This window comes from Flavobacterium hibernum (genome assembly GCF_000832125.1).
Classification (GTDB): Bacteria; Bacteroidota; Bacteroidia; order Flavobacteriales; family Flavobacteriaceae; genus Flavobacterium; species Flavobacterium hibernum.
Map to the genome: position 1 here is coordinate 80,724 of NZ_JPRK01000023.1, position 26,320 is coordinate 107,043.

A 26,320-nucleotide genomic window follows, 5' to 3' on the forward strand; every position below is an offset into this window, starting at 1 on the left:
GCGGATTTACTTCGTAAAAACACGGATAAAAACGGATTTTTTCTATTATTTTTAGTTATGACAAAACGAATAAAAAATCCGTTTTTATCCGCGTCTTCGCTTTAGCGAATCAGTGTCATCCGTGTTCTATAATTTTTTTGTTATCAACGATTGAATATTAAATACGGCTTCAGGAATTAGTTTTCCTGTTTGAGGTAAATCATCATAATCGTCTGTGTCTGGCGCTGTATCAGGATTTGGTGTGTATCGCTGATCGCCTGTACGGAACATAATTCGCTCAAAACCATCTACGGGTGCATAAAAAATTCTTGTCGATTCTTTTTCGTCGTTTACTTTTATGGTGTACGAACGGGTTTTAACATTCAGTTTTACGTTTACTTTATATTCTTTTCCAGCTTCATATTTTGCAATTGTATTAGAACGTGCACCGGTTTTTGTTTTCAATTGTCCATCCGAATCAAAAGTTAATCTTACGGCTGTTAATCCCTGTTTGTTTTGAAATTCAACTTGCAATAATCCGTGATTATTTTGTTCTGGTTTAACCACAAAAGTTACTTCCATTTTTTCTGCAAACGGAATGACGCGTTCTGCACGCGAATAATCAAAATTATCCTGATCTCTTAAGGTTAGCCATTTTTTGCCATCGGCTTTCTTTTCGATTTTGGTTGATGCCCAAGACAAATCATATGTGTTCCATAATTTTAATTCTTGTCCGTCAGGAAGTTCGTTAAAAATGTCCTTTGCATTTTCGGTAACAACTGAAGTCACTGGAACTGGAATAGACGCTACCCAAATATCTTCTTTGTTTACGCTATAACTTACCCAAAGCTTTCCGTCAGGCGGAATTCCGTCGCCTTCTGAGATTCCACGAACGTATTGCGGTCCTGCAGACTTGTAGTTTCCACCATAACGCATTGGACTTATTTCACCGTGAACCAATAATAAATCTTTGTAATTTAAACCGTCGTCACTTGTTGAAATCGCTAAAGGCCAACGATATTCTGATGGATTATAAACTGTTGCATAACGATTGTCTGACGTTTTTTGTCCCCAAATTTTGGCATTGCTATTTACAAAACCAGGTGCTCGAAGTGGCATATATTCCCATGATTTTCCACCATCTTTACTGATCGAAGTTAAAGCGTGTTTCCATAAACCTACTACGTCTCCGTTTGGCAAATGATAAGAACTAAGTGCTTTGTATGGCTTTTTTAGCGGAATTAATTCATCATCGCGATCTGCTTCTTCAACCCATTGTTGTAAAACTAAAGGATCTGAAAGTATTTCATCACAGGCTTTTTTTAATCCTTTGTCTTTTGCTTGTGTATAAAATGGAAATGCCGATTTCGATTTGTCCCAAGTTTTATTGTATCTAATGAAATAAATTTCGCCAAAACTTCCGTCTTTTTTGATTTCACGAATCACGCGTCCAATTCCTTTTCCATCGTTTGGATCGTCTTTTTCATCCATTGCAATTCCGTAATACGCCAATGCAAAAAGTCGTTTGTCTTTTGAGGTATAAAACCCCATTCTTTGGTGCATAATTGCATCCAGATTTTTGGCAACACCTTGTACTCCTTCTTTTTTCCATCCGTCAGGAATATGGTAAATTGGAAAAATTACTTTTGGCATTTTCCAACTTTCACCATCTTTTGAGGTCATTATCAAAGTCTGGCTCGGCGGAATATGTTCTCCAGCAGGATCGCTTAAATACTGCAAATAAAAAGTATTATTCCAATATGCCATTGTTGGCTGATGATTGTATGTCCATCCAAAACCATCTGCTTTTTCCGGATGTTCACGGCTTGCACGCATGATTTGTGTGGCGTGAACTCCAACTGCGGGACTTAATTGTCCGTGATGATAATCTACATTTGAAAGTGTTTTACCAACATAACGTACGGTGTCATTTTGTGCATTTACAGCGGTACAGATCAATAGAATTGACGCTGTAGTTAAGATGTTGGTTTTTATGTTTTGGAAAGCAATCATTGTTTTTATTGTAATTAAACCTGACAGGTTTTAAAAACCTGTCAGGTTTGCGTTGAGTTATTTCTTTTCAATTAATCCTTTTAAAACGTCTTCAGATATTGTGGTAATAGTTCCATGTTTATGTCCTTCCGGAAGACTTATTTTTGATGAAACATCATCAAAATGAACAAAATCTGACGTACTTAATGCTTTATAATTTTTTGAACCGTAATTATCATAATACAACAACCAATTTTTCCCCACTTTTACTACGGTTGGCCCTTCTGATAAATATTCTGTCAAAGGTTCTGAACTTTTCCCGAATGGTCCTAGTGGCGATTTTCCAAAGGCTACTTTTATATTGCGCATTGGTCTTGTATTGTCTTTTAAAACTAATACATAATCTTTCTTGCCTTTCTTTACAATTACACAATCAATTACGCTGAATCCTGGTTCGTAGTATAATTTTGTATCCGAAAATGTTTTAAAATCTTTTGTGGTTACATAATACATTCTATGATTATTTTTTTCGTCTTCGACTCCTTTTTCAAATCGGAAAGGAATTGTCGATGCCCAAATAATAATGTATTCTTTTTTTACATCGTCATAAAAAATTTCCGGAGCCCAAACATTTACTACTTCCGGTTCGTTTTTCATTACAGGAATGTATTCTTGCTTTGACCAATGAATTAAATCTTTAGAATTAGCATATCCAAAACCGTTTCCGCCTTTCCAATCTGTTGTCCAGACCAAATGATATGTTCCGTCTTCGCCTTTTGTAATTGATGGATCACGCATAATTTTACTTGCTCCAATTTCCGGTTTTAAGAACGATCCTTCCAATCCTTTCCAATTATATCCGTCTTCACTATATGCTAAATATAAACCGTCTGTTGCCGGTTCTCGAAACGAAGTAAAAAGATATATGTCTTTCTTTTTTTGCGAATAGCCCATCGCAAAAAGGAAAAGTGTTATGATGAGGAATATTTTTTTCATGTTATAAATTTAAACACGGATTTCACCAATTAACACGAATTAGATTGGTGTAAATCTGTGAAATCTTTGTTGTATTATTTCAATCTATTCTGTAATTGCTTTTTTATCCAAGTCTTTTCCTTTTTTCACGATTGTATTTACATTTTTAAATACATTATTTTTCAGGAAAATATTTTTAGTTTCTTTTCCATCAGCTTCGATAAAAATATCAGTTGCATTGAATGGAAAATTATTATTGATCATCATATTAGAAACATTTTCTAATTTGATTACTGGAACTCCTTTTACTGGTGTTGAAGAACTAACATTATCTAAAATGATGTTTTTAGCATCTGAGATTTTGAATGATGAACCTATTGACGCGTTTACTTTTACATCATGAAATTCTACATCTGTAGCCGTATTTACTGTAAAACCTTCTTTCCCTTCCATATTGATGTTAGAGAAAGTGATATTTTGAATTGGCATTTCGGTGATTCCTAAAATAAGTCCGGCTTTGTTGACATTAGAACCCGTAATATTACTCATATGAATATTTCTGAAAATAGGGGTTTTCTCGGTTACGGGTTCTACTTTGGTGTCTTTATCATAAAAAAGGCTCAATACAATTGCTTCTTCTTTGATGTTTTTCATTACGATATTGTCAACGCGAATTTCCTCTACAACGCCGCCTCTTCCTCGTGCCGCTTTTATACGGATTCCACGATCTGTACCGTCGAAAACACAATTTGAAATGGTAACTTTTTTGATTCCACCAGACATTTCACTTCCTATAACAACACCACCATGACCGCTTAACATGGTACAATTGGTAATGGTAACATTTTCTGTTGGTCTTGCATATTTACGACCGTCTTCGTCTCTTCCTGATTTGATGGTAATGCAGTCATCTCCAACGCTAATATGACAGTTTGAAATATGAACATTTTTACAAGACGATGGATTAATTCCGTCTGTATTTGGTGAATGCGGATTAAAAATTGAAATTCCTGTTACGGTTACATTATCGCAAAACTCAGGATTTATGGTCCAGAATGGAGAATTTTGAAATGTAACTCCTTCAATCAATATATTTTTGCAATTGTAGGCTTGAAAAAAAGAAGGTCTGAAAAACTTTTTATCGATCGTTCTTTTGTAATATTCTGAATAGACGATTCCTTGGTTTTGTTCGTCCCACATTTTTTGATATTTCGTTAACGGAATTGGGCCTTTTGCCGTTTCAATTCTGTAGACTTCATTCCACCATGCTTTTCCTTGTCCGTCGATTACACCTCTTCCTTTAATGGTAATATTCTCTACATCTTTTGCGTAAAATAATGGTGAGAAAGATTTCATTACTAATCCTTCATATCGCATTTCTACATAAGGTAAAAAATCATCAAAGTTGTCTGAAAATTTTAAAAGCGCACCTGAATCTAAATGAATCGTGATATTACTTTTTAGTTTTAAAGCGCCTGTTAAATATTCTCCGGCAGGAAAAAAGATTGTTCCTCCACCGTTTTTAGATGCTTTTTCGATAGCATTTTGAATAGCTTCGGTACATTTTATTCCTTTGTTGTTGCCTCCTTCGTTTAGGATGTTTAACCAGCCATCGTTTGCGAAAGCGGTATTTAGTCCTAATATGAAGCTTAGTATGATTAGTATGTTTTTGATTTTCATAGTTGTGTTGTTTTTGGTTTCACGCAGATTTTTGCAGATCTGGCAGATTATCCTCATTATTGTCATCCCGAGGAACGAGGGATCACACTAGAAACTCTGTAAAGTAAATCGTAAATCGTTATCGAACTACTTGTGTGATTTCTCCTTCGTCGAAATGACAATATTGTGGTTACTGTGAATTAGAATTAACAGTCCCGTAGCCTCGGGATAAAACCTATAGGGTTTTATTGTAATTTCTTATTTTGACTCTAAAATTAAAACCCAGTCATTTCCGTCTTTTTTACTGCCTGATGGTTGAAATTCTTTTGTTCCTTTATTGTCTATAACTCCAATTTTTGTCTTTTGTCCGTTTCTTGGATTGTACCAGGTTGCAGTAACTTTTTCGCCTGCTATTTTACCCATATTCAGTACTATTTTTCGTCCTGTGTAAGTGTAAATCAAAGCGTATTTTTTTCCTTTTGTTGCGATTAAATAGTCATATTTTTCGCCTTGATTGGCAATCATTGATTGATCAGGAACTCTTTCTAAATACGGGAATTCTAACATCAATTTTTTAACGTAAATCATTTGTTTTGCTCCTGGTGCGTTAATTGCATCTGTCCAAAGTTCTTTGTTTCCGTATGCTCCTTTATCTCCTTTTTTAAACATTTGCATTACGGCATTGTGTCCGTAAGTATAACCTGCGGCTCCGGCAAAAACTGACCAATATGCATATCTTCTTACGTCATTATCTGTCCATTTTGGTTGTAGTGTATCGTGTAAACCATGCGGAATTCCTTCGTAAGATGGTTCTCCGTCCAGTGTTGGTTTTATAGGTTTTAAACTTAAATCTCTTTGTACAAATTTGTAATTGTCTTCTTTGAAAGACTTCGGTAGTGTATCCTGATCGTATCTTCTGTGACCCGATTGAAACATATTAAAATCTAACCAAGGCGAATTGTGAAAATTATCTGAAGAATCTGTTCTTCCAAAAGGATGAAAAGTAATCAATTGACGTGGATTGTGAATTTTTAAGGTACTTCCAATTATATTCCAAATTGTGGTAAATTCATTCCCGTGTGTATCTCCTCCATTTAACCAAATAATGTTGGTTCTGTCTTGGTATCTGTTGGCTAAAAACTTGGCGTATTTTTGCGCTTGTTCTTTGCTTACTTTATCACCTTTTGAAACATTGGTTCCCCAAACTGGAACCATTGCAAGATAGATTCCGTTTTTTTGTGCTACATCCAAAACATAATCTACATGATCCCAATAATCGTATTCTGCCGGATTATTAAAATCGTTTCCTGGAGTTACTAAGGGTTTCGAAATGTCTTCGTTGGTCAATGCTGCATTGCCATAAGCATTTTTAACGTTTAAGGTATGCAAAACCATAACTTGTACTACATTGAATCCTTTTTCTTTGCGATCCTGAAAATATTTTTCTACATCTGCACGGTTCAATTTCCCTAATGTCAGCCAACCTGTATCTCCTAACCAAAAAAATGGTTTTTCATTTTCGGTAACAAAATAATGTTGGTTTTGCGAAATTTTAATACTTGGTAAAGTATCATTTTGTTTTGGCGTAGATTGTGAATATGCACTTTGCGCTGTAAACATAAAGCTTATACAAAGAGCGTATAAATATTTGATTTTCAGATTCATTTTGGTTTTATTTTGAATTGTGTTTTTATTTTTTTGCCACAGATTACACTGATTTAATGGATTTTCCAAGCTTTTACTTTAAGTTTTTCCCACAGATTAAGTAGATAAATTATAATTTTTAATTCTAAATTTTTAATCCTTTTAATCTGTGAAATCTGTGGCTAACTATTTCTTCACTACAAAAAGCACTTTTTCTTTTATTTCAGCTTGCGGAATTGTTACTTGTTTTCCTCCGCTTATGTTTGCTTTTTTCGTGATATTTCCTGTTGTTGCATTGATTGTGTAAACTTCAAAATCTCCTTTATAATTGGAAAGATCGACTGAAATATCCTGATTATTCTTTAGATAAAAAAGATAACTTTTGCCTTTGTTTTCTAATTTCCAAAGATTGTCTGAAAAAGTTGTTCGTTCTACAAATTTCATTTCGCTTAAAGCAGAATAAAAGTCCTGAAGCTTAATTTGTGGAATATTCGGTAAAGAAGCTCCCGCCATTAAAGCTGGCCATCCAAATTTTGGTGATGCATCTGTTGAATATAAGATTACTTTTTCAGGATATTTTTCGCGATATTCACGAACGGCGCGATAAACCTGATCGTCTGTTTCTTTTCCTGTTTTTAATTTTCTGGCATGTTGCCTTGGTGCCAAATTCTTTCCTCCTTCGGGCGCATACGCTGAACCGTCTTCTTTATAATACCAATAACGAATATCTATTAAGTCTACTGTTTTTAGTCTTTGTGCATCATTTAAAATAGCATCCTGAACATCTTTTGTAGCGCTTAAACCAATAATTGCTTTTTTGCCGGTTTCGTCTTTCCATTTTTGAACTTCATCTAACCAAAATTGCATAAAATGAAGTGGTCCTGTATACTCGGCACTTGTTAATTGAATTACGTTACTGTTTTCCTTAAAGTTTTCTAATGATTTACGTATAAAACCCTCATGTATTTTTCTTCTTGCGGGATTGGTAACATCATAAAACTGTTCTGCCATGAAAATGCGTTTGTCTCCTGCATATGGCGGTGGCTCCGGAAAACCTGTACTGTTTATATTGTTTGCAGAACGCCATGGTGAACTTGACCAATGTGCTCCTGCCTCGATAATATTATGCTGAAAATACTGTTGATTCACTAATAATTGTCCTTTGGATTCGGCTAAATCTGCAAATAATTTCAAACGTTCCCAATACCAATCATTGAATTTTGTGAGGTCGTATTTACTTAATTGATCCCAAGCCAAATCTTGTCCGCTTCTGGCAAATGGCTGTTCGTAAAATGGTGGCCAAACATCGGCATCAAAACGACGAACTCTTTCATGATCGTCCATTCTTCGCTCGTACCATAATCCGTAATTATGTTCTAAAGCAACCATATTATTGGTGCTCAAATAATCCACAACATCATTGATATTATCAGTAAATCCTGTACCTGTTCTTCCAGGAACAAATCTTGTAATATCCGGCAATGATTTAGAAATATCGCTGTCTCTTAAACTTCCTCTCCACCAAGGCACGCTTAGTCTGTTTCCTGCAATTACTTTATTTTCGTATATCAGTACACCTTCTTTTACAATTACTTTAGAGGTATTATTTGAAGTATTACTTTCTATTGAATTTACTTTTAAATCGTTTGCACTCTTAAGCCCTTTGGAGTTTGTATCAATTGGATTTATTTTTGAAACCTCGGCAATCCATTCAATTAAACTTTCTTTTGGTGCGACTGAACTTTTGGTTAATTCTTCGGCCACTTCCATTGTTGGACTTGATGAAGGTTCTGAACCTAAATCATAAATATGTGGATTTACTGGAAGTTTTTCGAGTCTGTTTTCTAATTGTGCATAGAATAAACTTCTTGGCGAAATATGATTGTTTACATCTTTCCAATGACCATCTCCAGCCATAATTCCGCCCCAAACTCCAAAAGCCCAGTTTTGTGCCGTTGGCGGATTGTAACATTCTATTTTTGAAGCCGAAGTTTCCCAAATAACACTATTTGCAGCTGTCCAACCTGCTCCTCTTCCATTTTGTTCTCTGTTGTTGTAGCTTAAAGAATGTCCGTCTACATACGAAACATCAAATAAAACTCCTGTCGCCCAACTTCCTATTGCTCCGCTGTTATTGAAAGGCATAAATGATTCGCATTGAATAAATACATTTGGGCCTGTAGTTCCAAATCCGCCAACTGCAAAGTCGTGATACCCATTTTCTGAGTAACAACGCTGAAACAAGGTTTGCTGTCCTTCTGTATAAAAAGTATGACGTCTAAAACCTGCAATTTCAGATATTGGTTGAGTTGCAATACAATCTTCAACTGTAATTTGCTGTGCTGTTTTTAATAATGAGACTGCGCCACCCGCAAAATGTTTGAAACTAACTTGTTTTACCCAAGCATTTTTTGCGTTTTCAATGCTAATTCCAAACCATCTGTGTTCTTCGTCTTTTGGTTTTGATTCGTCGTAAGTTGATTTCATCAAAATATTTTCGATTCCAATTTGTTCAATTCGTCCTGACCAAGTATATGAAGTTACTTTTGCAGTTCCATAAACGTCGTCTAAAGTCATTGTTAATGGAGCATTTAGTGTTACTTCATTTCCATTAATATTGGTTATTACTCTATTCCAGGTAATTTCCCAATCGTCTTTTTTCCAACCAATCCAACCTGTTTCTGCTCCAAAATCATCCATCTTTAATTCTTTAATCCAATTAATGCTTAAAGGTTTACTGATAATAATTTCGTCTGATGGTTTTAGTTTTGCCGTATTTTTTAATTGGATTTTTTTTGTTCCAAGTGGTGTGTAAGTGGTATTGAATTCGAAAGTTTCTCCCAACTTTTTATCATCAACTCCTAAAACTCGTACTAGTGCTTCTCTTTTTAATCCCGTTCCTAACAATATAGTTCCATTTTCATTGTTTCCGCTTCCGCGCAAAACCACTCCGGACTTTTTAATAAATAATGTTCCACTGATTTTAAAAGTTCCTTTATCTAAAAGTACTGCGCCACGAAAACCTGATTTGTTTGGTTTTAAATTACCAACATAATCTATCGCTGCCTGAATTTTCAGTGTTGCGTCTTCTTCTTGTTTTGGAACAAAAATTTTATTCTCAACATTCGGAATTGCTTTTTCAGAAGCCATATATCCAGCATATGAAAAATCAGGAATTTGATTTCCTTTGGCATCTGTTGTAAATGAAAGTTTCCCTTCTTTGGTTTTTACGATGTCTGGAAATGTGGTTTGTGATGTTGTAATATTGATGCTGAAAAGCATCGTCAAAGCAGACAAAATTATTTTATCTTTTTGAAAGGAAACTATATTTTGTAGTTGACTGAAATTCATTTTATTTTGACTTTCTTAGGATTTTAGAAAATAATAAAATTACAAAAATCCCTTTTTTACAATCTTGTCATTTCGACGAAGGAGAAATCACATCCTATCCTTCTGTAATGGTGCGCTCTTCGCGAGTGTGATTTCTCCTTCGTCGAAATGACAAACGATATGCTTATCTATTCTTTAAGAAACCTGACGGGTTTTTAAAACCCGTCAGGTTTGTATTGAGATTATTCGTGCGACTAAATTTAATCTTTTATTGTAACAATCCTTTAGACTTTGCTAATGTGTCTGTATTATTTTCAGATTTTGTCCAATCTGTTTTACTTTTTGGATCAATTCCGTTAAAATATTTTTCCAGATTGGTATATCCATCTCCGTTTGCATCTTTATTTGCATCTGATGCATCGTTTGGATTTAGACCGTATTTTTTCTCCCAAGCGTCTGGAATTCCATCATTGTCTGAATCTTTGTATGCTTTTCCTTTGTAGTCTGGATAACCACCTACTTGATTTGGATTTGTAATTATTCCTTTTTTATAAGAATCAGCTGGTAATCTTCTTTTAATAAATTCTGCTCCAATTGCATTTTCTAATCCGTCTTTTGCTTCAATTTTTCCTGTGCGGACTTGTTTAATTATTCTTTCGTCTACAGCATCTCTTTTTGGTAAAGTTGCTCCAACATTATTCAGTACAAACTCATATGCTTCTTCTGCTTTCATAATGGTAATTTTAGGCATTGAGAATGGTTTGTTCTGTTTTATTAATTCCAGATATGACTTTGTTTGCTCTGCACTCATATCTTCCAATTGTATCCCACCATTCCAGTTGTCTGCTGTAACTTCTGGAGAGCCATCGATATAATTTCCGTCAACGTAAGCTCTTCCGTAGGTTTTTGGGATCATGTAACCTGCTTCTGGTTTTAGAATTCTATAACGAATTGGCTGATCGTTTGGTGTTATTGGTCCCGGTTTGAAATAATTATTGATGATGTTAAACATCGAACGATAATCTCCTCCATCCAGAGAGCGATTCCACCAATTGAAAATTACGTTGTTTACAAAATTAAAATCTCCATACATCCCAATAGAAGCATTTCTTGAAATATTATCTGCCCATAAATTACGCATAAAAGTACTGTTCAATCCGCCAATTGTACTACCAAAAGCATGATTGTAAGTATCTAATCCTTCTGATGAAATGGTGTTTTGAATTGTAATATTACAGGTTGGTAATTTTTCCAGTTTTGACTTATCGTTTGGCTGAAACTGATGTCTGTATAATGAAATATTTTCGTCTAATCCCCAACTTACTGAGCAATGATCTACAATGATATTCCCTATTGCATTTCCACCAAGTGCATCGTCTCTTCTTGTTACTTCTGTAGCTCCTCTTCTGAAACGCATGTGTCTGATAATAACATCGTGTGTATCGATTTCTAAAGTTTCGCCTGCAATACAAATTCCATCACCAGGTGCTGTTTGTCCTGCAATTGTAACATATGGTGCACGCATACTGATGCGATTTTTTAATCTGATTATTCCAGAAACGTTAAAAACAATTGTTCTTGCTCCAACGGCTTCGCAAGCTTCACGAAAAGTTCCTTTTCCGCTATCTTCTAAACTTGTAACTACAAATATTTTTCCGCCACGTCCTCCTTGTGTAAAAGCTCCTCCACCTTCGGCTCCCGGAAAAGCAGGAATATCGGCCTGAACGAAATCTTTTGGATAGGAAGCCCAAGGTAAATAAGGTTTTCCTTGTTTTGTTTCTTCTTGGATTATATGGTAATTGGCATTCCAAATTTCGCTTAAGCGTTTTTCTTCATCGGCCAAAACTGCATCGGTTTTGTCTTGAAGTGGTTTTGGAATTTGTGGATATTGTGCGTATGCTGATGAAAAGAAAGAACAGAATGAAACTATCATCATTGTTCGTTTCAGAGTTATTTTTGGAAAGTTATTTTGCATGAGAATTTTGATCTGAAATTATAATACTGACCTTATTTATTTTTAGCACATAGAAACATAGTTTTCTTTTGCTAGAAAGACATTTCATTTTTTGTAAATACACATAATTGTTTATCAGAAAAAAGTATGTTTTTTTAATTTTTTGCCTTTGCTTTTTCTCTCTCTTCAACACGTTTATGCCAGTCGGCACTTTCTTTGTTTAGATCGTAACCTTGCTTTGATAAATAGTTGTTTATTCTTCCTTTGTATTTACCAAACCATCCGTGTTTTTCTTTAGACGATCCTCCATCCATTGCATGTTCTCTTGCTTCTACTAGAGCATTATAGATGTATTCTTTTTGCTCTTTTGTCAAAGCTGGCAACATGTCTTGATATCCTGCATATGTTATTGGTAAAACACCATATGTCATTCCGTCTTTAACTTCTGTAATTTTATCTTCAGATAATTGTTTACCTAATTTTTTCAAGTAAGCTTTGTGCAATTTTTCTATAGATTGATCTGCTTTTGCTTTTAGCTTGTCAATCTTTTCGTTTTGCTTTTCTTTTGATAAACTTGTATCTTCTTTTATTTTTTTGATTTCAGCATCTCTTCCATCTTGGATTTCGCTTAAATCTCTAAACTGTTGCGCAATTATATCGGTAACAGCTTTTTCTTTTTCAGCATTTCCTAAGGCTAATTTTGCGACAATTTTAGTAGCTCTTTCATTGGTTACTTTAATATATTCCGGATCTAAGTGTTGTTGTGCAATACTGGTAACGAATACCAATAACATCATCAATACAGATACTTTTTTTATTGATTTCATTTTAATAAAAATTATGAATTACAATGCTATTTTTTAAGAATCTGCTAAATCTACTTGCTTGCTTTTTCTCGCAGATTTGCTTCGCCTGTTCGCTATCGCTCGAGTAGTAGATTTGGCAGATTTATTTTTAACTTATTTATAAACTATTCTTGTAAAGATTTTGTTAGCGTTTCGTGATTGTTGGCTAAATCTTTCCAATCTGTTTTTTGGTTTGGATCTGTTCCGTTCAAGTATTCTTCGATGTTAGAATATCCATCTCCGTCTGTATCTAATTTTGCATCCGAAGCATCGTTTGGATTCAAACCGTGTTTCTTTTCCCATTTGTCCGGAATACCATCTTTGTCTGTATCTTCATAAGGTTTTCCTTTGTACTCTGGATATCCACCTACTTGCGAAATATCTGTAATAATTCCTTGTTTATAAGAATCCATTGGTAAACGTCTGTGCTCAAACTGATAGAATGTTTTTTTCTCTAATCCTTTTGCATATTCAGGAACTCCTGTTTTTACTGTTCTTACGATTCTTTCGTCCACTTTATCTCTAATTGGTAAAGTAGCTCCAACATTTTTAAGTACAAAATCATACGATTCCTGTGCTGTCATAAATTTGTTGAACCATGGCATTGGAAATGGTCTGTCGCTTTTCATTTTAGCAAAATAATCTTTTGCTTCAACATACGGCATTAACTCTCCTTTTTTGTTTTCGATTTGGATTCCACCGTCCCAGTTGTCTTTGGTTACTTTTTCGTTTCCATTTACTACGTTTCCGTTTACGTAAGCTCTACCAAAAACCATATAAGGCAATTTGCTTCTTCCCGATTCTGGTTTTAAGATTCTATAACTAATTGGCTGTGTTAAATCTGTAACCGGACCTGGTTTGTAAAAATTGTTCATGATGTTGTAGTTGGCTGTATAATCGCCACCATCTGTAGATCTGTTGTACCAGTTAAAAACTACGTTGTTTACGAAATTGAAAATACCATTCCAACCAATTGAAGGATTTCTTCCGGCATTATTTGCCCACATATTTCTAACAAAAGCACAATTTTCTCCCCCTAATGTACTTCCGAAAGCATGGTTGTAAGTATCCAATGCTTCCCCAAATAAACTGTTTTGAATTGTAATGTTTACCGTAGGTTTCTTCTCGTCTGGGTAACCTGCACCCGGGCTGTACATGTGTCTGTAAATAGACATATTTTCGTCTAATCCCCAAGTTGCTGATACGTGGTCGATCATAATGTTTCCAACTGGATTTCCTCCAATAGCATCGTCACGACGACCTACGAAAGTTTCTCCTCTACGAAAACGCATATGTCTGATAATTACGTCGTGTGTATCTATCCAAACTGATTCTCCTGCAATACAAATTCCGTCTCCAGGTGCTGTTTGTCCCGCTATTGTGATATATGGTGCACGAATAATTAGTGGACTTTTAATTTTGATAATTCCGGCAACATTAAAAACGATAATTCTTGCTCCTCCTTTTTCACAAGCTTCACGCAAAGTTCCCGGTCCTCTGTCTTCCAAACTTGTTACAGTGTAGATATTTCCTCCACGACCACCATAAGTAAACATTCCTCCTCCTTCGGCTCCCGGAAAAGCAGGAATTTCTGCTTGTGGTAAATCATTTGGTCTTGATGCCCATGGAATATATGGCTTGCCGTGTTTAGCTTCTTCTTCGATAATTACAAGAGCTTTTTCCCACGCTTCATCAGAAAGTTTGTTGGCTTCGTCTTTGATCGCTTTTTCTTGTGCCTGAACTTCTGCACTTAGTTTGGGATATTGAGCAAAACATTGGAAATTTCCTAAAAACAATAGGAAAAGAGCCGGTAAAGTGATATTTTTCATACTAATTTTTAATTGTGGTAAGCTTTTTTAAACAAATCACCTGTATCTTCTAGAAATACAGGTGATTATTTTTTATAATTTTTATAGTCTTTTTTAAGATTAAAATTATTCTTGATAATTTAAAGTTCCGGCACCACCATTAGCATCATACCAACCAATAGTTTGCGTTAACCATGTATTTTGAGTTAATGCCGTACTATTCAATCCGCTTATATAATAATTTGGATTAAATTTAATTTTAACCGCTGCTCCATTAAAATTATCCATTGGCGTAACTAATGCTGTACGAATAAAATTAGTGTTGTAAAAAGTTGCTAATGTTGCTAACTGAGCTGTAAAATTAGTAGCATCTGGATCTGCAACTATACTTGCACGTGCAGCTGCCAACGGATCTGTAGAAATTGATGCAGCTGTATTTTTAAACTGCAAGAAATTCCCTGTTCTTTGTGTACCATTGATTGGTGCTAAACCTAGTTTACTTACTGTACCACCTGTTACGCCAGGAAGTACCGCATTATCATAAAGCATCCAACGTTGTACATCCCAAAAACGTTTTCCTTCGTAAGCTAACTCTACTCTACGCTCATATAAAACAGCTTCAATTGCAGCATATTTATCAGATATTGTTCCTATTCCGTAATTATTTGCTGACGGAATACCAACACGATTTCTAATTCTTCCTAAGTATGCGATAGTATTTCCTGTTTGTCCTAATGCAGCATAACATTCAGCAATATTTAATAACAATTCAGCATAACGATATTCAAAAATATCAGTTTGTGAATATTGGAAATTGGTTGCGTTACTAGCAGTAAGATTTGTCATCTTTCTAACAAAAGCAGGACTTGATGCTGAACTGTTTCCATCGGCATAACCTATTTTACTTGCTGCATCTAACCAACGGTATGTCCAAAGAACTGCTGTAGTATTTTCTTTATATGCCCATCTTACTCCAGAAAAAGCAAATGTTCTATAAAATCTTGGATCACGATTCACGAAAAAAGTAAAATCATTATATCCATTTGCAGCTGTAGGTCTTCTACCATCTGCCATTGGAAACAAGTCAATCATTTCTTTTGGTGCTGGTGTACCTCCACCAACTCCGCCCTGACCTTGCAAACGAATCGCTCTTTCCCAAGAGTTGTTCATAGTTTGAGCATTATTATCAGGCTTCATAAATTGAACTGTAATTGCTTCTGGACAAAATACATTATCTACCAAGAACATTTGTTCCCATTGTTTTGCACTATTTCCAACTAGTCCGTAACCATCCGCAGATAATTGAGCTTCTGCTGCCAATCCTGCTTTTAATGCAGCATCCCAACGCTCATTAGATCCATCCCAGCTTTTATTGAACAATGGGCTTGCATATGTTAATAATACACGTGCTTTTTGTGCCAAAGCTGCTCCTTTTGTAACACGCCCGTAGTTTGTACCAGCTGAAGGCCATGTTCCAGGCAATAAACTTGCCGCCATATCGAAATCTTTTACGATTTGATCTACTACTTCAGATACTTTTGCTCTTGGCAATTGAATTGCAGGATTATCTGCTGCTGCTGCTTGAACTGTCGTTACAATTGGAACTCCTCCATAAGTACGCATTAAATCAAAATATTGCAAAGCACGTAAATAGTACATTTGTCCTTTTGCCTGATCGCGAAATGTTTTATCAAGATTAGCTCCTTTTACATCAATATCTTCTAGTAAGTTGTTACACTCTCTAATTCTATTGTATGGACTATTGGTTAGACCAGTTCCAATTTTAACACCGTAATAGGCGTTTGCATCTGCCGCATTAATTAGGGTTTTATTTGGATTAATATAATCTTGCGTTCCTCCCAACTCTTCAGTTAATTTTGAGTTTGTATCTGTATAAGACCCAACTACACTTTGTATTGGAGATTTAAAAGCACTAAAGAAATCATAATACTGATTGTCTACATAAGCTTGTGTACGTTCCTGACTTTGGTAGAAAGTATCATCGTAAGAACCGTAATTTTTTTTCTCTTCAAGAAAGCTATCACTACATGATGATGTACCTAAAGCAAGTACCAATGTTAGTGCTATATATTTAAATTTTGTTTTCATAATTTTCATCGACTTTTAATTAGAATGATATGTTGAAATTAAACGACCATGTTCTAAGTGTAGGATAACCCACAGAAGAATTGTCATACATATTACGGTAATGATCCGGATAAGGATTGTATAAATCCCAAAGGTTATTACCTGTTACCCCTAATGTAATCGCTGCAATTTTAGTATCAGCAAAAACTTTTTTAGGAATACTGTAACCAACACTTAAGTTTCTAACAAAACAACGGAAAGTGTTTAGTTGCCAAAAATCTGATGGACTTGAAATATATGACCATTGTGCAAGGTTAGGATATTTTCCGTTTGGATTATCCTCTCCATACATATCATTCCAGAATGTTTCATGCGACCACATACTCGCTGCTGAAGAAGTACCTTGTTGTACTAAATCTACAAAATTAGCTCCTCCCCATGACGTTGAGATTTGAGTTCTTAAATAAAACCCTTTAACTTTAAAACCTAAGTTTGTTGTAAATCCGTAAGTTCTACTGCTATTAGCCAATTTCACATAATCATTCTCTTTCATAATCTGACCATCTGGAGCTCCTAAAGTTCCATCAGGATTAAGTTGTCCTGCAACATCTTGGTAAGCCAATGAACCTTTTCTAATTCCTGATGCAGAGTTAATATCAAAATATCTTGGCACTGTACCTGCAGCAGTTGCACGATCTGTAAGATAAGCCCAATAGTTCGCAATATCAGCATCTGTACGTAAAATTCCATCACCTGTCGAAGTTCCTTTCCACGTTGCAAATCCCCAAACCGGATTAAATCCTACAGATCTTCCCTCTCTTGTTGCATTATTAGATGGAGCTACGATCGCTTGAGTTGGATATTTTTTTACTTCGTTGTCTGCGTAGCTAAAGTTAATACCTATATCGTAACTAATATCACTTTTTATTTTATCACTCCAGTTTAAACTAAACTCAGCTCCCCAAGCATCTATTGCAGCATAGTTTTGTTCTGCAAATCCACCTCCAATAGAAATTGGAACTCCGGCAGCACTACTCATATCTGTTAACATATTACTAGTTTTGTCGTAATAGAAATCAGCCGTAAGACTTAATCTGTTTTTCAAAACATTGATATCAAAACCAAGGTTGTTTTTTATGGTTGTATCCCAAGTTGCGTCTCTGTTTGGATTTACTCTAGGTGTTAAACCAGCGCCGTTAAGCCCTCCATTATTTCCAAATTGAAAACCTTTATCAACAATAATATCATAAAACTGAACCCATTTCCAAGGCTGAAGGTTATCTTTTCCTGTTTTACCAATTGAGTAACGAATTTTAAAGAAATCAACCCATGGCACATTATTAGAAAACCAGTCTTCTTTAGACATTACCCAACCCAATTGAAGTGATGGAAAATATCCCCAATAGTGCTCTGGAGCAAATTTTGTAGAAGCATCACTTCTTAAAAGAAATTGCGCTAAATATTTTGATTTATAACTGTAGTTAATACGTCCAAAATAAGAAAGTGTTGCACCTTCGACTTTTGTTGCAGTACTATTTGAAGCATTAAGTATTCCCGCAGTAGCATAATTCCCTAAATAATCTTTAGATGTATTTTCGTAAGCCAAACGAGTACTTGTGTTGTAGATCTCTGATGCCTCTCCACCAATCATTGCACCAATTTGGTGATCTCCAAAAGTTCTGTCATAGTTAATCATAAAATCTCCCTGAGTACTTTTACTATCACTATTGTTATAATATACTCTTGAATTTCTAATGTTAGTCTCTAAAAGATAATCTCCTTGTGGATTTGTTGTTAAATTATAAAAACTTGGATCAGCCGCACTTAAAAGGTGATTGTCTTGTGTTTCGTAATTTCTAATTCTTACCAAATCATATGGTAATTGAATTTGCTCTGTGTAACTAGAACTTCTTGTTGTCGAAAAAGTTACTTTAGCCGAAAGACCTTTTACTGCTGCAACTTTATAGTTCAACGAAGCATTTACGTTATACGAGTTGTCATCACTAATTTGATGTGAACCATTATTTAAATTCGCAAAATAATTCCATCCAGCAATTGTATTATTAGCATTTGCACTTCCTAAGTTTTTATTTGAGTTAGGAAACGGAGACACATAATATTGCTGACCTCCAATAGTAGTTTGCCATGGCACGTGTTGTGGCATGTGTAATAAAAATCCGTAGTCAGCTTGTTCTCCACCAGCAGCAGATGCATAACTACCATCACTAATATTTGCCGAAGCTTTACTAAAAGTTTTATCAATGGTTCCTGAATTTCCAGAAATAGCAGCAGAAAGCTCTAAATTTTTAGCAACTTTAGCGTTAATTCCTGTACGGAAATTCCATTTGTCATATTTTTGATACCCTAAATTGGCATCTTGAGTAAAGTAAGTTGCACCTGCAAAATAAGTAACGTCTTCGTTACCACCACTAACATTAAAAGAGTGTTTTTGCTGAATTGCCGGTTTCCAAGCTTCTTTTAACCAATTGTTGTTCAAGCCTTTCATTTGCTCCAATTCTGTTGCAGAATACAATCTAATTGGATCTATTGTAGGTGTTTGATTTACTAAGAATCTATTGCTAAAAACTCCAAATTCACCCGCATTCATTACTTTACTATGGCTTACCGCATCATTAACAGAAAATTGACTGTTGTAAGAGAACCTTGCTTTACCTGCTTTTCCTCTTTTCGTTTTTACAACGATCGCTCCTTGCGAAGCACGTGCTCCATAAATTGCTGCAGATGCATCTTTTAAGACTGTAATACTCTCAATCTCTGAAGCATCTAATCTATTGAATTGCTCTAATGTAGGCTTACCATTTGTTGGGTCAACCTGAATCATATCATCAATGATTACTAAAGGAATTGTTGAGTTACCATCTTTTGAGAATCCAAAAGATTGACGAATTTGAATACTTGAAGCATCTCCAGGACGACCTGAACCTCCTGAAACCGAAAGTCCCGGAACCAATCCTTTTAAAGCATCAGATAAATTCGCAACCGGCAAATCCATTAGATCATCTGGCTTAATTGTAGCAATAGCACCCGTAAGTTCTTTTTTCTTCTGAGTACCGTAACCAACTACAACAATATTTTCTAATTGATTAGAATCTTCTTCTAATTTAACATTAACAATTGAGCGTCCATTTACTGGTACTTCAGATTTCTTCATTCCGATGAAAGAGAATACCAAAGTTCCACCTGTTTTTACTTTGATAGTAAACTGCCCATTAAAATCAGTCGTAACTGTATTTTTTGAAGATTTTTCAGTTACATTAACTCCAGGTAACTGGCCTCCTAAATTGTCAGTAACAGTTCCTGTTACAGTTGCAATAGTGTAAGTAGTTGTGTTTTGAGCATAACTCATCACAGTCATTAATGCAAACAAAAGAAAACTACATCTCTTTATAAGTGTTTGTTTCATAAATGTTTTTTTTTGGTTAGGTTAGTAATCGTTAGTTCAGTCATGTTTAACAAATATGCCTCTTTCAAACTAAAACAACTTTCAAATTTATCTAAAGTTATTTATTAAATGTTTAAAACACATTTATTTTTTGATATCCAAAAATATAACGATGATACATTACAACCGTCCTGCTCTATCCTGTTTTAATACTATTATCCAAAAAAAAACATGTAAAAAAAACAATATTAATAAAAATAAGAAAGAAATAATAGGCAGAATAGAAAAAAAATAGGAATAAGTTTGAATATAACCCAATACAAAAACCACTTTTGAGGAAAAAGTAGAAAAAAAATAGCGAAAACAATTATTTATTGTTTTTTTCGCAAAATTCACAAAGTTGAATACTGATACAGAATTGGTTAAGTTTATCTTGTAAAAACTAAAAAACTCCAATAATGCTAGTAAAAACACCGACTTTATAAAATAAAAACTTACAATAGAGCCATCAAAGAAATTAACTTACATAGTATATATTTTTTTTAGATCATTTTTTTTAAAACGTAAATTCTGACCAATAAAAAAAATAAGTATTCTCTAAAACCAATTGATGAGATTAATAATTATAAAGTATTATTTACAATTATTAATCTCATCAAAAAACCATCTTGCAACTTTAATGCTCTATTTGCATTTTGAAAGTGTATATTGCTTTTCTGTTTGTTACTGTAACTGCAAAAAGAAATCAATATATTTTTTATTTATTTGGATTCCAATCGTTAAACACCTTCTCTATTTTATATTTTTTTAGAGCCGATTTTTCTAATTGGTATGACCATTTTACCCTTTTAGATAAATCTTTTGCTCCTGCTCCTTTGCTTCCGTATTCTGCATAATAAGCTGTTTTGTCTTTATCCGGAAATCTTTTGTCAATCCATTCATTCCAACCTTCAGGTATTATATGCGAACCCATTTCAGTATTTATAAAAACGGTTTGAGCATACGGTCGCCAAGGTCTTCCTAGAAAAACTTTGTCTACAGTATTCTCTTTTGCGGTAAGTTTACAATCTGTAAAAACAAAACCATACGGTTGCCCTTGTGGTGTTGAAGCTGCGGTGATGTATGAATTTGTTAAGCTCTCAATAGTACATTTATAAAAATAAGCTGTAGCAGCACCAAAAATAAAATCGGTTGTTCCGTTGATAAAACAATTTTCAAAATATGTACGCGTATTTCCTTCTGATAAATAAAGTGTATCCTGATTTCCTAATATATTACAGTTCTTTACGATAACTCTGTCGCTTTTTATATGCAGTGCAACAGCTTGTCCTACTCTTCCCGCTGTATTTTCGACCGTAAGATTTTCGAGTGTACAGTCATTTCCTAAAATTAAAAAGGAATACGATGTAGATGTTCCGAATTCTTTTTTCCCAGATGCATCAATTTCTCTAACTGGTTTACCGGAATAATCATCAAACGAAATAATCGTTTTATCTCTGTCTAAACCTTTTAGAGTAATAAAAGTTTTTGTTGCTGGAATAACCAATTTTTCAACATAAACTCCAGGTCTAATTGTAATTACGGTTCGTTTATTCAAACTATCTTTTACATTATTTACGGCTTCCTGAATCGTTTTAAAATCTCCCGAACCATCTTGAGCAACGGTTAATGCAAATTTATTATCAAGCGTTTGAGCTGATAAAAACATAGTGGTTAAAAATAATAATAAAGCTAGGGCTGATTTCATATTTTTTAATTTAATTATTCTCATTTTATATCATTTCGACGAAGGAGAAATCTTCGCAAGCAACTCCTCATAGTGATTCGCTAGTCTTTGTCGAGCTTCTCGTGGAGATTTCTCGTTCCTCGAAATGACAAACTGTAGGGTTAAAATCCGTTTTAATCTGCATCTTTACGAAGTAAATCCGTTTTATCTGCTTTCAAAATCTAATGCGACATCCAAACCGTCATTTCACCTTTTCCTTTATTTCCCCATGCAAAATACGGAATCAATTTTACAGGAACCGCAGTTGCATCTTTAGAGGATAGCGGTTTGTATAAAGTTTTATTCCATGAATTATTCGAATTTATAACCGCTTCGGCATCAATACTAACTAAATTTCTATTGTTTAAGGTGAATCTATTAGTTGTAAATTTCGAATTTACATTTAAAATAATATCATTTACACTAGTTTTAGCAGGAAGCTGATCTGATTCTAAACAATAAACTAAAGGTCCTCTTTTTACAGCTATTTGATTCTTAACCTCTTCTACCAAAGGATTCGCTTCCATTAATTCAACCGGCATTGGAAGATTCAATTCAATCACATCTCCTTTTTTCCATTTTTGATTTAATTTTAAGTAAGTCCCGGAAACGATTTTATCATTAATCTTTGCATTATTAACTGAAACAGAAGCATTCTGGCTCCAACCCGGAATCCTTAAAAAGAAATTCTGTAAATCTTTTGACGCTTTTACAATTTTTAATGAAATTTTTCCATCCCACGGATAATTCGTCTGCTGTTCAACTTCTATTTCTTCTCCGTTTAAGGATTTTGTTTTCAAATTATTACTTCCGTATAAATTGACATATAAACCTTCTTTTGAAATATTGTAAGCATAATTTCCAACTTCCGCAACGGTTCTTGTTACATTTGGTGCACAACAGTTTGACAATGCAATATATCCTTCACGCTCATTTCCCCAGCGCTGATGAAACGGCAAATCATTAGAAACATTCAACGGATTGTTATAAAGAAATTTTTCACCTTCTAAATCCATTCCTGAAAGTACACTATTATACAATGCCAATTCTACGATGTCTGCATATTTGGCATCACCTGTAATTTGAAGCATTCTCCAGTTCCATAAAACATTTCCAATATTGGCACAGGTTTCGGTATGAGCCGTTGCATTTGGTAATTGAAAGGGTCTTCCGTAAGCCTGATGAATTTTCTGCACTACAGTTGGATCATAAGATGTTCCATCTGGCGAAACTCCATCATACAAAGAACCACAAGCTCCAGTAATATACATTTTACGATACGTAACATCATCCCAAATCGATTCGAGATTGTCTAATAATTTCTTTTCACCCGTTTCTGCATACAAATCTGCAACTCCGGCGTATAAATAATTTGCTCTTACAGCGTGACCCATTGCAGTGGTTTGCTGTCTAAACGGAATCCTGTCTTGATTATCATCTGTTCCGTCGTTTGTCATTCCTCTAATGTCAATTAAATTATTGGCTAATTCTAGATATTTCGGATTTTTAGTCGTTCTGTACATTTCGACAATTCCCATATAATGAGACGGACAAATAGCATTTCGAGCTAATTCCGGAGAAGCTTTTTTATAGAAATCATACAAATAATCGGCTACACCTTTTGCAATTTCGAGAAAATTGGTTTTTCCGGTCGCACGATAATGAATACAGGCTGCAGTCATTAAATGTCCCATATTGTATTTCTCAAAACCCAATTGTTTTTTTACCTCCTCAGGGCCTAAAGTTCCCCAACGTTCATCGATTAAAACTGGTGTATGAATATAACCATCTTTGCGCTGTACTTTTGCAAAAAGCGCAATGGCTTTATCCATTTCTGCATCCAGTTTTTTGTCTTTCGTTACAGCGTAAGTAGCTGCCATTCCTTCAAAAATTTTATAAAAATCTCCGTCATGAAAAGATGGCCCTTTAAAAGTTCCTTTGCTTACGCCTGCTGCAATCTCAAAGTTTTTATAAGCATGCGAAATCGAATCATTATGATACAAATCCCACATATAAGGCAGTGTATTTTTGGTTTCTACATCAAATTGTTCTTTCCAGAAACCGTTTGTCCATTTTACTTCTTCAAGACCAACACTTTGTAACTTCGAATATGGACTTTGAGAATTGGCAACCAAACCTTTGTTTTGTGCAAAGATTACGGTTGAAAGAAATAAAGATGTTATGATGATGTTCTTTTTCATTTGTTCTTTTTATGATGATTTTGTAACGCTGATAAAACGGATTGCCCTTGGCAAAACGCAGATTAAAATGGATTTTTTATCTGCTTAATCTACGAATCTTTGTGCTGTAATTTTTCACGCAGATCTCGCAGATTTAAGCTGATTAATTTTGATTAATTTGCTTTTTTTAACTAAAATCTGCGTAGATCTGCCTAAATCTGTAAAATCTGCGTGAAATCTTTTTTCTACTTTACGAAGAAATTAATCGTTCTGCTCATAGAATCTCCGTCTGCATCTTTTACGGTTAGGATGAAAGAAGCGAAACCTTTCTCAACTGTTGTAAACTGAATTTCTTTTCCTTTTAAAACTGCTTTTCCATTTTTTAAATCAGAGAAAGTATAAACTGGTTTCTTTTCATAACCTTTAAAGTAATCCGCTACATTTAAAGTTTTTTTCTCTCCTAAATTCATGATAAAATGAGGCTGAGCCAACCAATCCAAATAATTATCTAGTTGTGTAAATCCATCTTTATCTGCATCTTGATTAGCATCTGAGAAATCTCCTGCTTTAGAATTTTCATTTAAGCCAAATGCTTTTTCCCACCAGTTTGGCAATCCGTCATGATCTGTATCAAAATCTGCTGGACGCGTTTCTGTTGCAAAATTTGGCCATCCGCCAGCATCTTGTTCGTTGTCGATCATTCCGCCTAAACCGCTTTTGCTTCCTTTGTAAGTAAAAGTTCCTTTTAAAGTTTCCTCTACAATTCGATTATCATGTTTATCAAAAAATGGCTGATTTGCCCCAACATCTGATAATACATTTTTGTAAGCTGCTCTAGCCGATTGTGTTTCTACAAAGGATTGAAAAAATGGCTTATCAACAAAAGTTTCATAATTAACCATTTCTTTATTCGTTACGGTCATTTTTCTTCCTTTTTCCTGAGATTTTTCATCAAAATAACCCGGCATTACATTTCCGTTAAAATAATAACGTTGCATTCCTTTTCCAACTCCTTCGTGTTGCGCATTTAAGGCTACAAAAATATTTGTCGAAGCTCCCGGTTTGTAATAATTGTTTACAAAATTTACTTCGTTTGCACCTCCATCTGTGGTGCGATGTCCCCAATTATAAACTACATTATTGGTAATATCTACTTTGCCGGAATAATAACCATCGCCATTTAAACCGCCACCAATACTCCAGTTACGACCGTAATTATGTGCTAATAAATTGTGGTGAAAACTACCAATATCACCACCAATTGTTGCCGCATAACCGTGCATTTTTCCTGCTTCGTATTTATCATGACCTGCCACATTTAGGGCTTCAGAAATTAAAGTACGCTGTAAAGTAATATGATGTGCGCCACGAGAACTAAACGACTCGTCGATTGTCCAGCTTATAGAACAGTGATCGATAATACTATAATTTGCACCCGTTAATCCCATGCCGTCAAAAGTAGTTCCGCCGCCAATTCTAACTTTCAAAAATCGAACAACTCCGTCATTTCCTGTAAGACCAATTGGCGCTCTACTAAGCGTGATTCCTTCACCCGGAGCAGTTTGTCCTGCAATAGTAATATAAGGCTGATTTACAACCAATCTCGAAGCTAGTTTTATATTTCCTGAAACATTAAAAACAATGGTTCTTGGTCCAATTTCCTGATTTACGGCATCGCGAAGACTTCCCGGTCCATCGTCATTTAAATTCGTTACTTCAATCACTTTTCCACCACGTCCACCAACGGCAAAACGTCCGTATCCTTCAGCTCCTGGAAAAGCCAATTGCGCAGGTTTGAACGACCAAACATTTCCTAACGTTACATCGCCATTACTTGCTACTTCATCTACACGCCAGTAATAAGTTGAACCGCTGTACAAATTAGAAACATGAAATGTTGTTGTAGTTAATTTTCCTTTAAATTCTTTTGAAGATTCATTTGCGTTACTAACAGCATTTTCGTCTTCGCCATAATAGAGTTTATGAGTAACTGCATCTTTTGGAGCATCCCATTTTAAAAGGGCGTTTTTGTCTACAACCACATGTTCATCTCTATTTTTTGGTTCCGGAGTTCTCGCCTGATTTTTTAAGTTTGGAGTATCAATTTCAAAACCGTTAATTACAATTTGTTTTACAATGTCAGGATTTGTGGTTGGATCAATTTCAAAACGAACGATTACATCTTTACCTTTTTCTGCATTAAATGTAGTATATGCCATCGCAGCATCAATTTTCATATTGGCTCTTTGGCTGGCATTTATGGTTTCCTGAAGCTTACCGTTAACATAGATTTTTATAGGCGAAAATGTTTTTCCTGTAATCACATCAAAAGCGTTGTGAAAAGTTAAAAGCGTATGTTTTCCTGCTTTCAATCCGCTTATTTTTAATTCTAAATTTTCAGCTGTTACCAATCCGTCACTTCCTAATCTGTTATAATAAGGCGCATTCATGCCCACTTTATACCATTTTGAAGTAAAGTTTCCTTTCAGCTTAAAAGTTACATTATTAAAAGACTTTTCTGCTTCTTTAGCATCGTTAATGACCCATGATTCATAATTTGGATCATGTACTTCATCTAATCTTCTTTGAAAAAAATCAAAATCGACTTTTACGATTTGTTTTTCATCTGATTGTGCTTGTCCATTTGCAGCAAAAAGTAGTGCCAAAGCAAACGAACCAACTAATTTCTTTATCATGT

General features: G+C 34.8%; 13 protein-coding genes. All 13 read right to left on the reverse strand.

The window, feature by feature from the left end:
• Positions 1-126 precede the first annotated feature (126 nt).
• On the reverse strand, positions 127-1,992 hold the full coding sequence (locus tag IW18_RS21100; protein ID WP_041520180.1) for a sialidase family protein: 1,866 nt from the start codon (positions 1,990-1,992) through the stop codon (positions 127-129).
• A 57-nt stretch (positions 1,993-2,049) separates the two neighbouring features.
• The gene (locus IW18_RS21105) at positions 2,050-2,967 is read right to left on the reverse strand and encodes a glycoside hydrolase family 43 protein (RefSeq protein ID WP_041520181.1); all 918 of its coding nucleotides are present in this window, start codon (positions 2,965-2,967) and stop codon (positions 2,050-2,052) included.
• Positions 2,968-3,051: 84 nt separating this feature from the next.
• Positions 3,052-4,626 (reverse strand): glycoside hydrolase family 28 protein, encoded by a 1,575-nt coding sequence (locus tag IW18_RS21110; protein ID WP_041520182.1) that lies wholly within the window; start codon positions 4,624-4,626, stop codon positions 3,052-3,054.
• A gap of 237 nt (positions 4,627-4,863) precedes the next feature.
• Positions 4,864-6,270: a glycoside hydrolase family 140 protein gene (locus tag IW18_RS21115; RefSeq protein ID WP_041520247.1), complete on the reverse strand. Its 1,407-nt coding sequence runs from the start codon at positions 6,268-6,270 to the stop codon at positions 4,864-4,866.
• 165 nt (positions 6,271-6,435) lie between these two features.
• Positions 6,436-9,600 carry a DUF6298 domain-containing protein gene (locus IW18_RS21120; RefSeq protein ID WP_041520183.1) on the reverse strand — a complete coding sequence of 1,055 codons (3,165 nt, stop codon included), beginning with the start codon at positions 9,598-9,600 and terminating at the stop codon, positions 6,436-6,438.
• Positions 9,601-9,847: 247 nt separating this feature from the next.
• Positions 9,848-11,554 (reverse strand): polysaccharide lyase, encoded by a 1,707-nt coding sequence (locus IW18_RS21125; protein WP_041520184.1) that lies wholly within the window; start codon positions 11,552-11,554, stop codon positions 9,848-9,850.
• Between the two features lie 134 nt (positions 11,555-11,688).
• On the reverse strand, positions 11,689-12,360 hold the full coding sequence (locus IW18_RS21130) for a DUF3826 domain-containing protein (protein ID WP_052480264.1): 672 nt from the start codon (positions 12,358-12,360) through the stop codon (positions 11,689-11,691).
• 143 nt (positions 12,361-12,503) lie between these two features.
• Positions 12,504-14,207: a polysaccharide lyase gene (locus IW18_RS21135; protein WP_041520185.1), complete on the reverse strand. Its 1,704-nt coding sequence runs from the start codon at positions 14,205-14,207 to the stop codon at positions 12,504-12,506.
• A gap of 105 nt (positions 14,208-14,312) precedes the next feature.
• A complete protein-coding gene (locus IW18_RS21140; protein WP_041520249.1) occupies positions 14,313-16,295 on the reverse strand; it encodes a RagB/SusD family nutrient uptake outer membrane protein in 1,983 nt (660 codons plus the stop codon).
• A 19-nt stretch (positions 16,296-16,314) separates the two neighbouring features.
• Entirely contained in the window at positions 16,315-19,698 is a 3,384-nt protein-coding gene (locus IW18_RS21145) for a SusC/RagA family TonB-linked outer membrane protein (RefSeq protein ID WP_041520186.1), read from the reverse strand.
• A gap of 736 nt (positions 19,699-20,434) precedes the next feature.
• The gene (locus IW18_RS21150; RefSeq protein WP_041520250.1) at positions 20,435-21,424 is read right to left on the reverse strand and encodes a pectinesterase family protein; all 990 of its coding nucleotides are present in this window, start codon (positions 21,422-21,424) and stop codon (positions 20,435-20,437) included.
• 200 nt (positions 21,425-21,624) lie between these two features.
• Positions 21,625-23,643, reverse strand: coding sequence for an aceric acid hydrolase (locus IW18_RS21155; RefSeq protein WP_041520187.1), 2,019 nt, complete (start codon positions 23,641-23,643; stop codon positions 21,625-21,627).
• Between the two features lie 224 nt (positions 23,644-23,867).
• The gene (locus IW18_RS21160) at positions 23,868-26,318 is read right to left on the reverse strand and encodes a pectate lyase family protein (RefSeq protein WP_041520188.1); all 2,451 of its coding nucleotides are present in this window, start codon (positions 26,316-26,318) and stop codon (positions 23,868-23,870) included.
• Positions 26,319-26,320 lie beyond the last annotated feature (2 nt).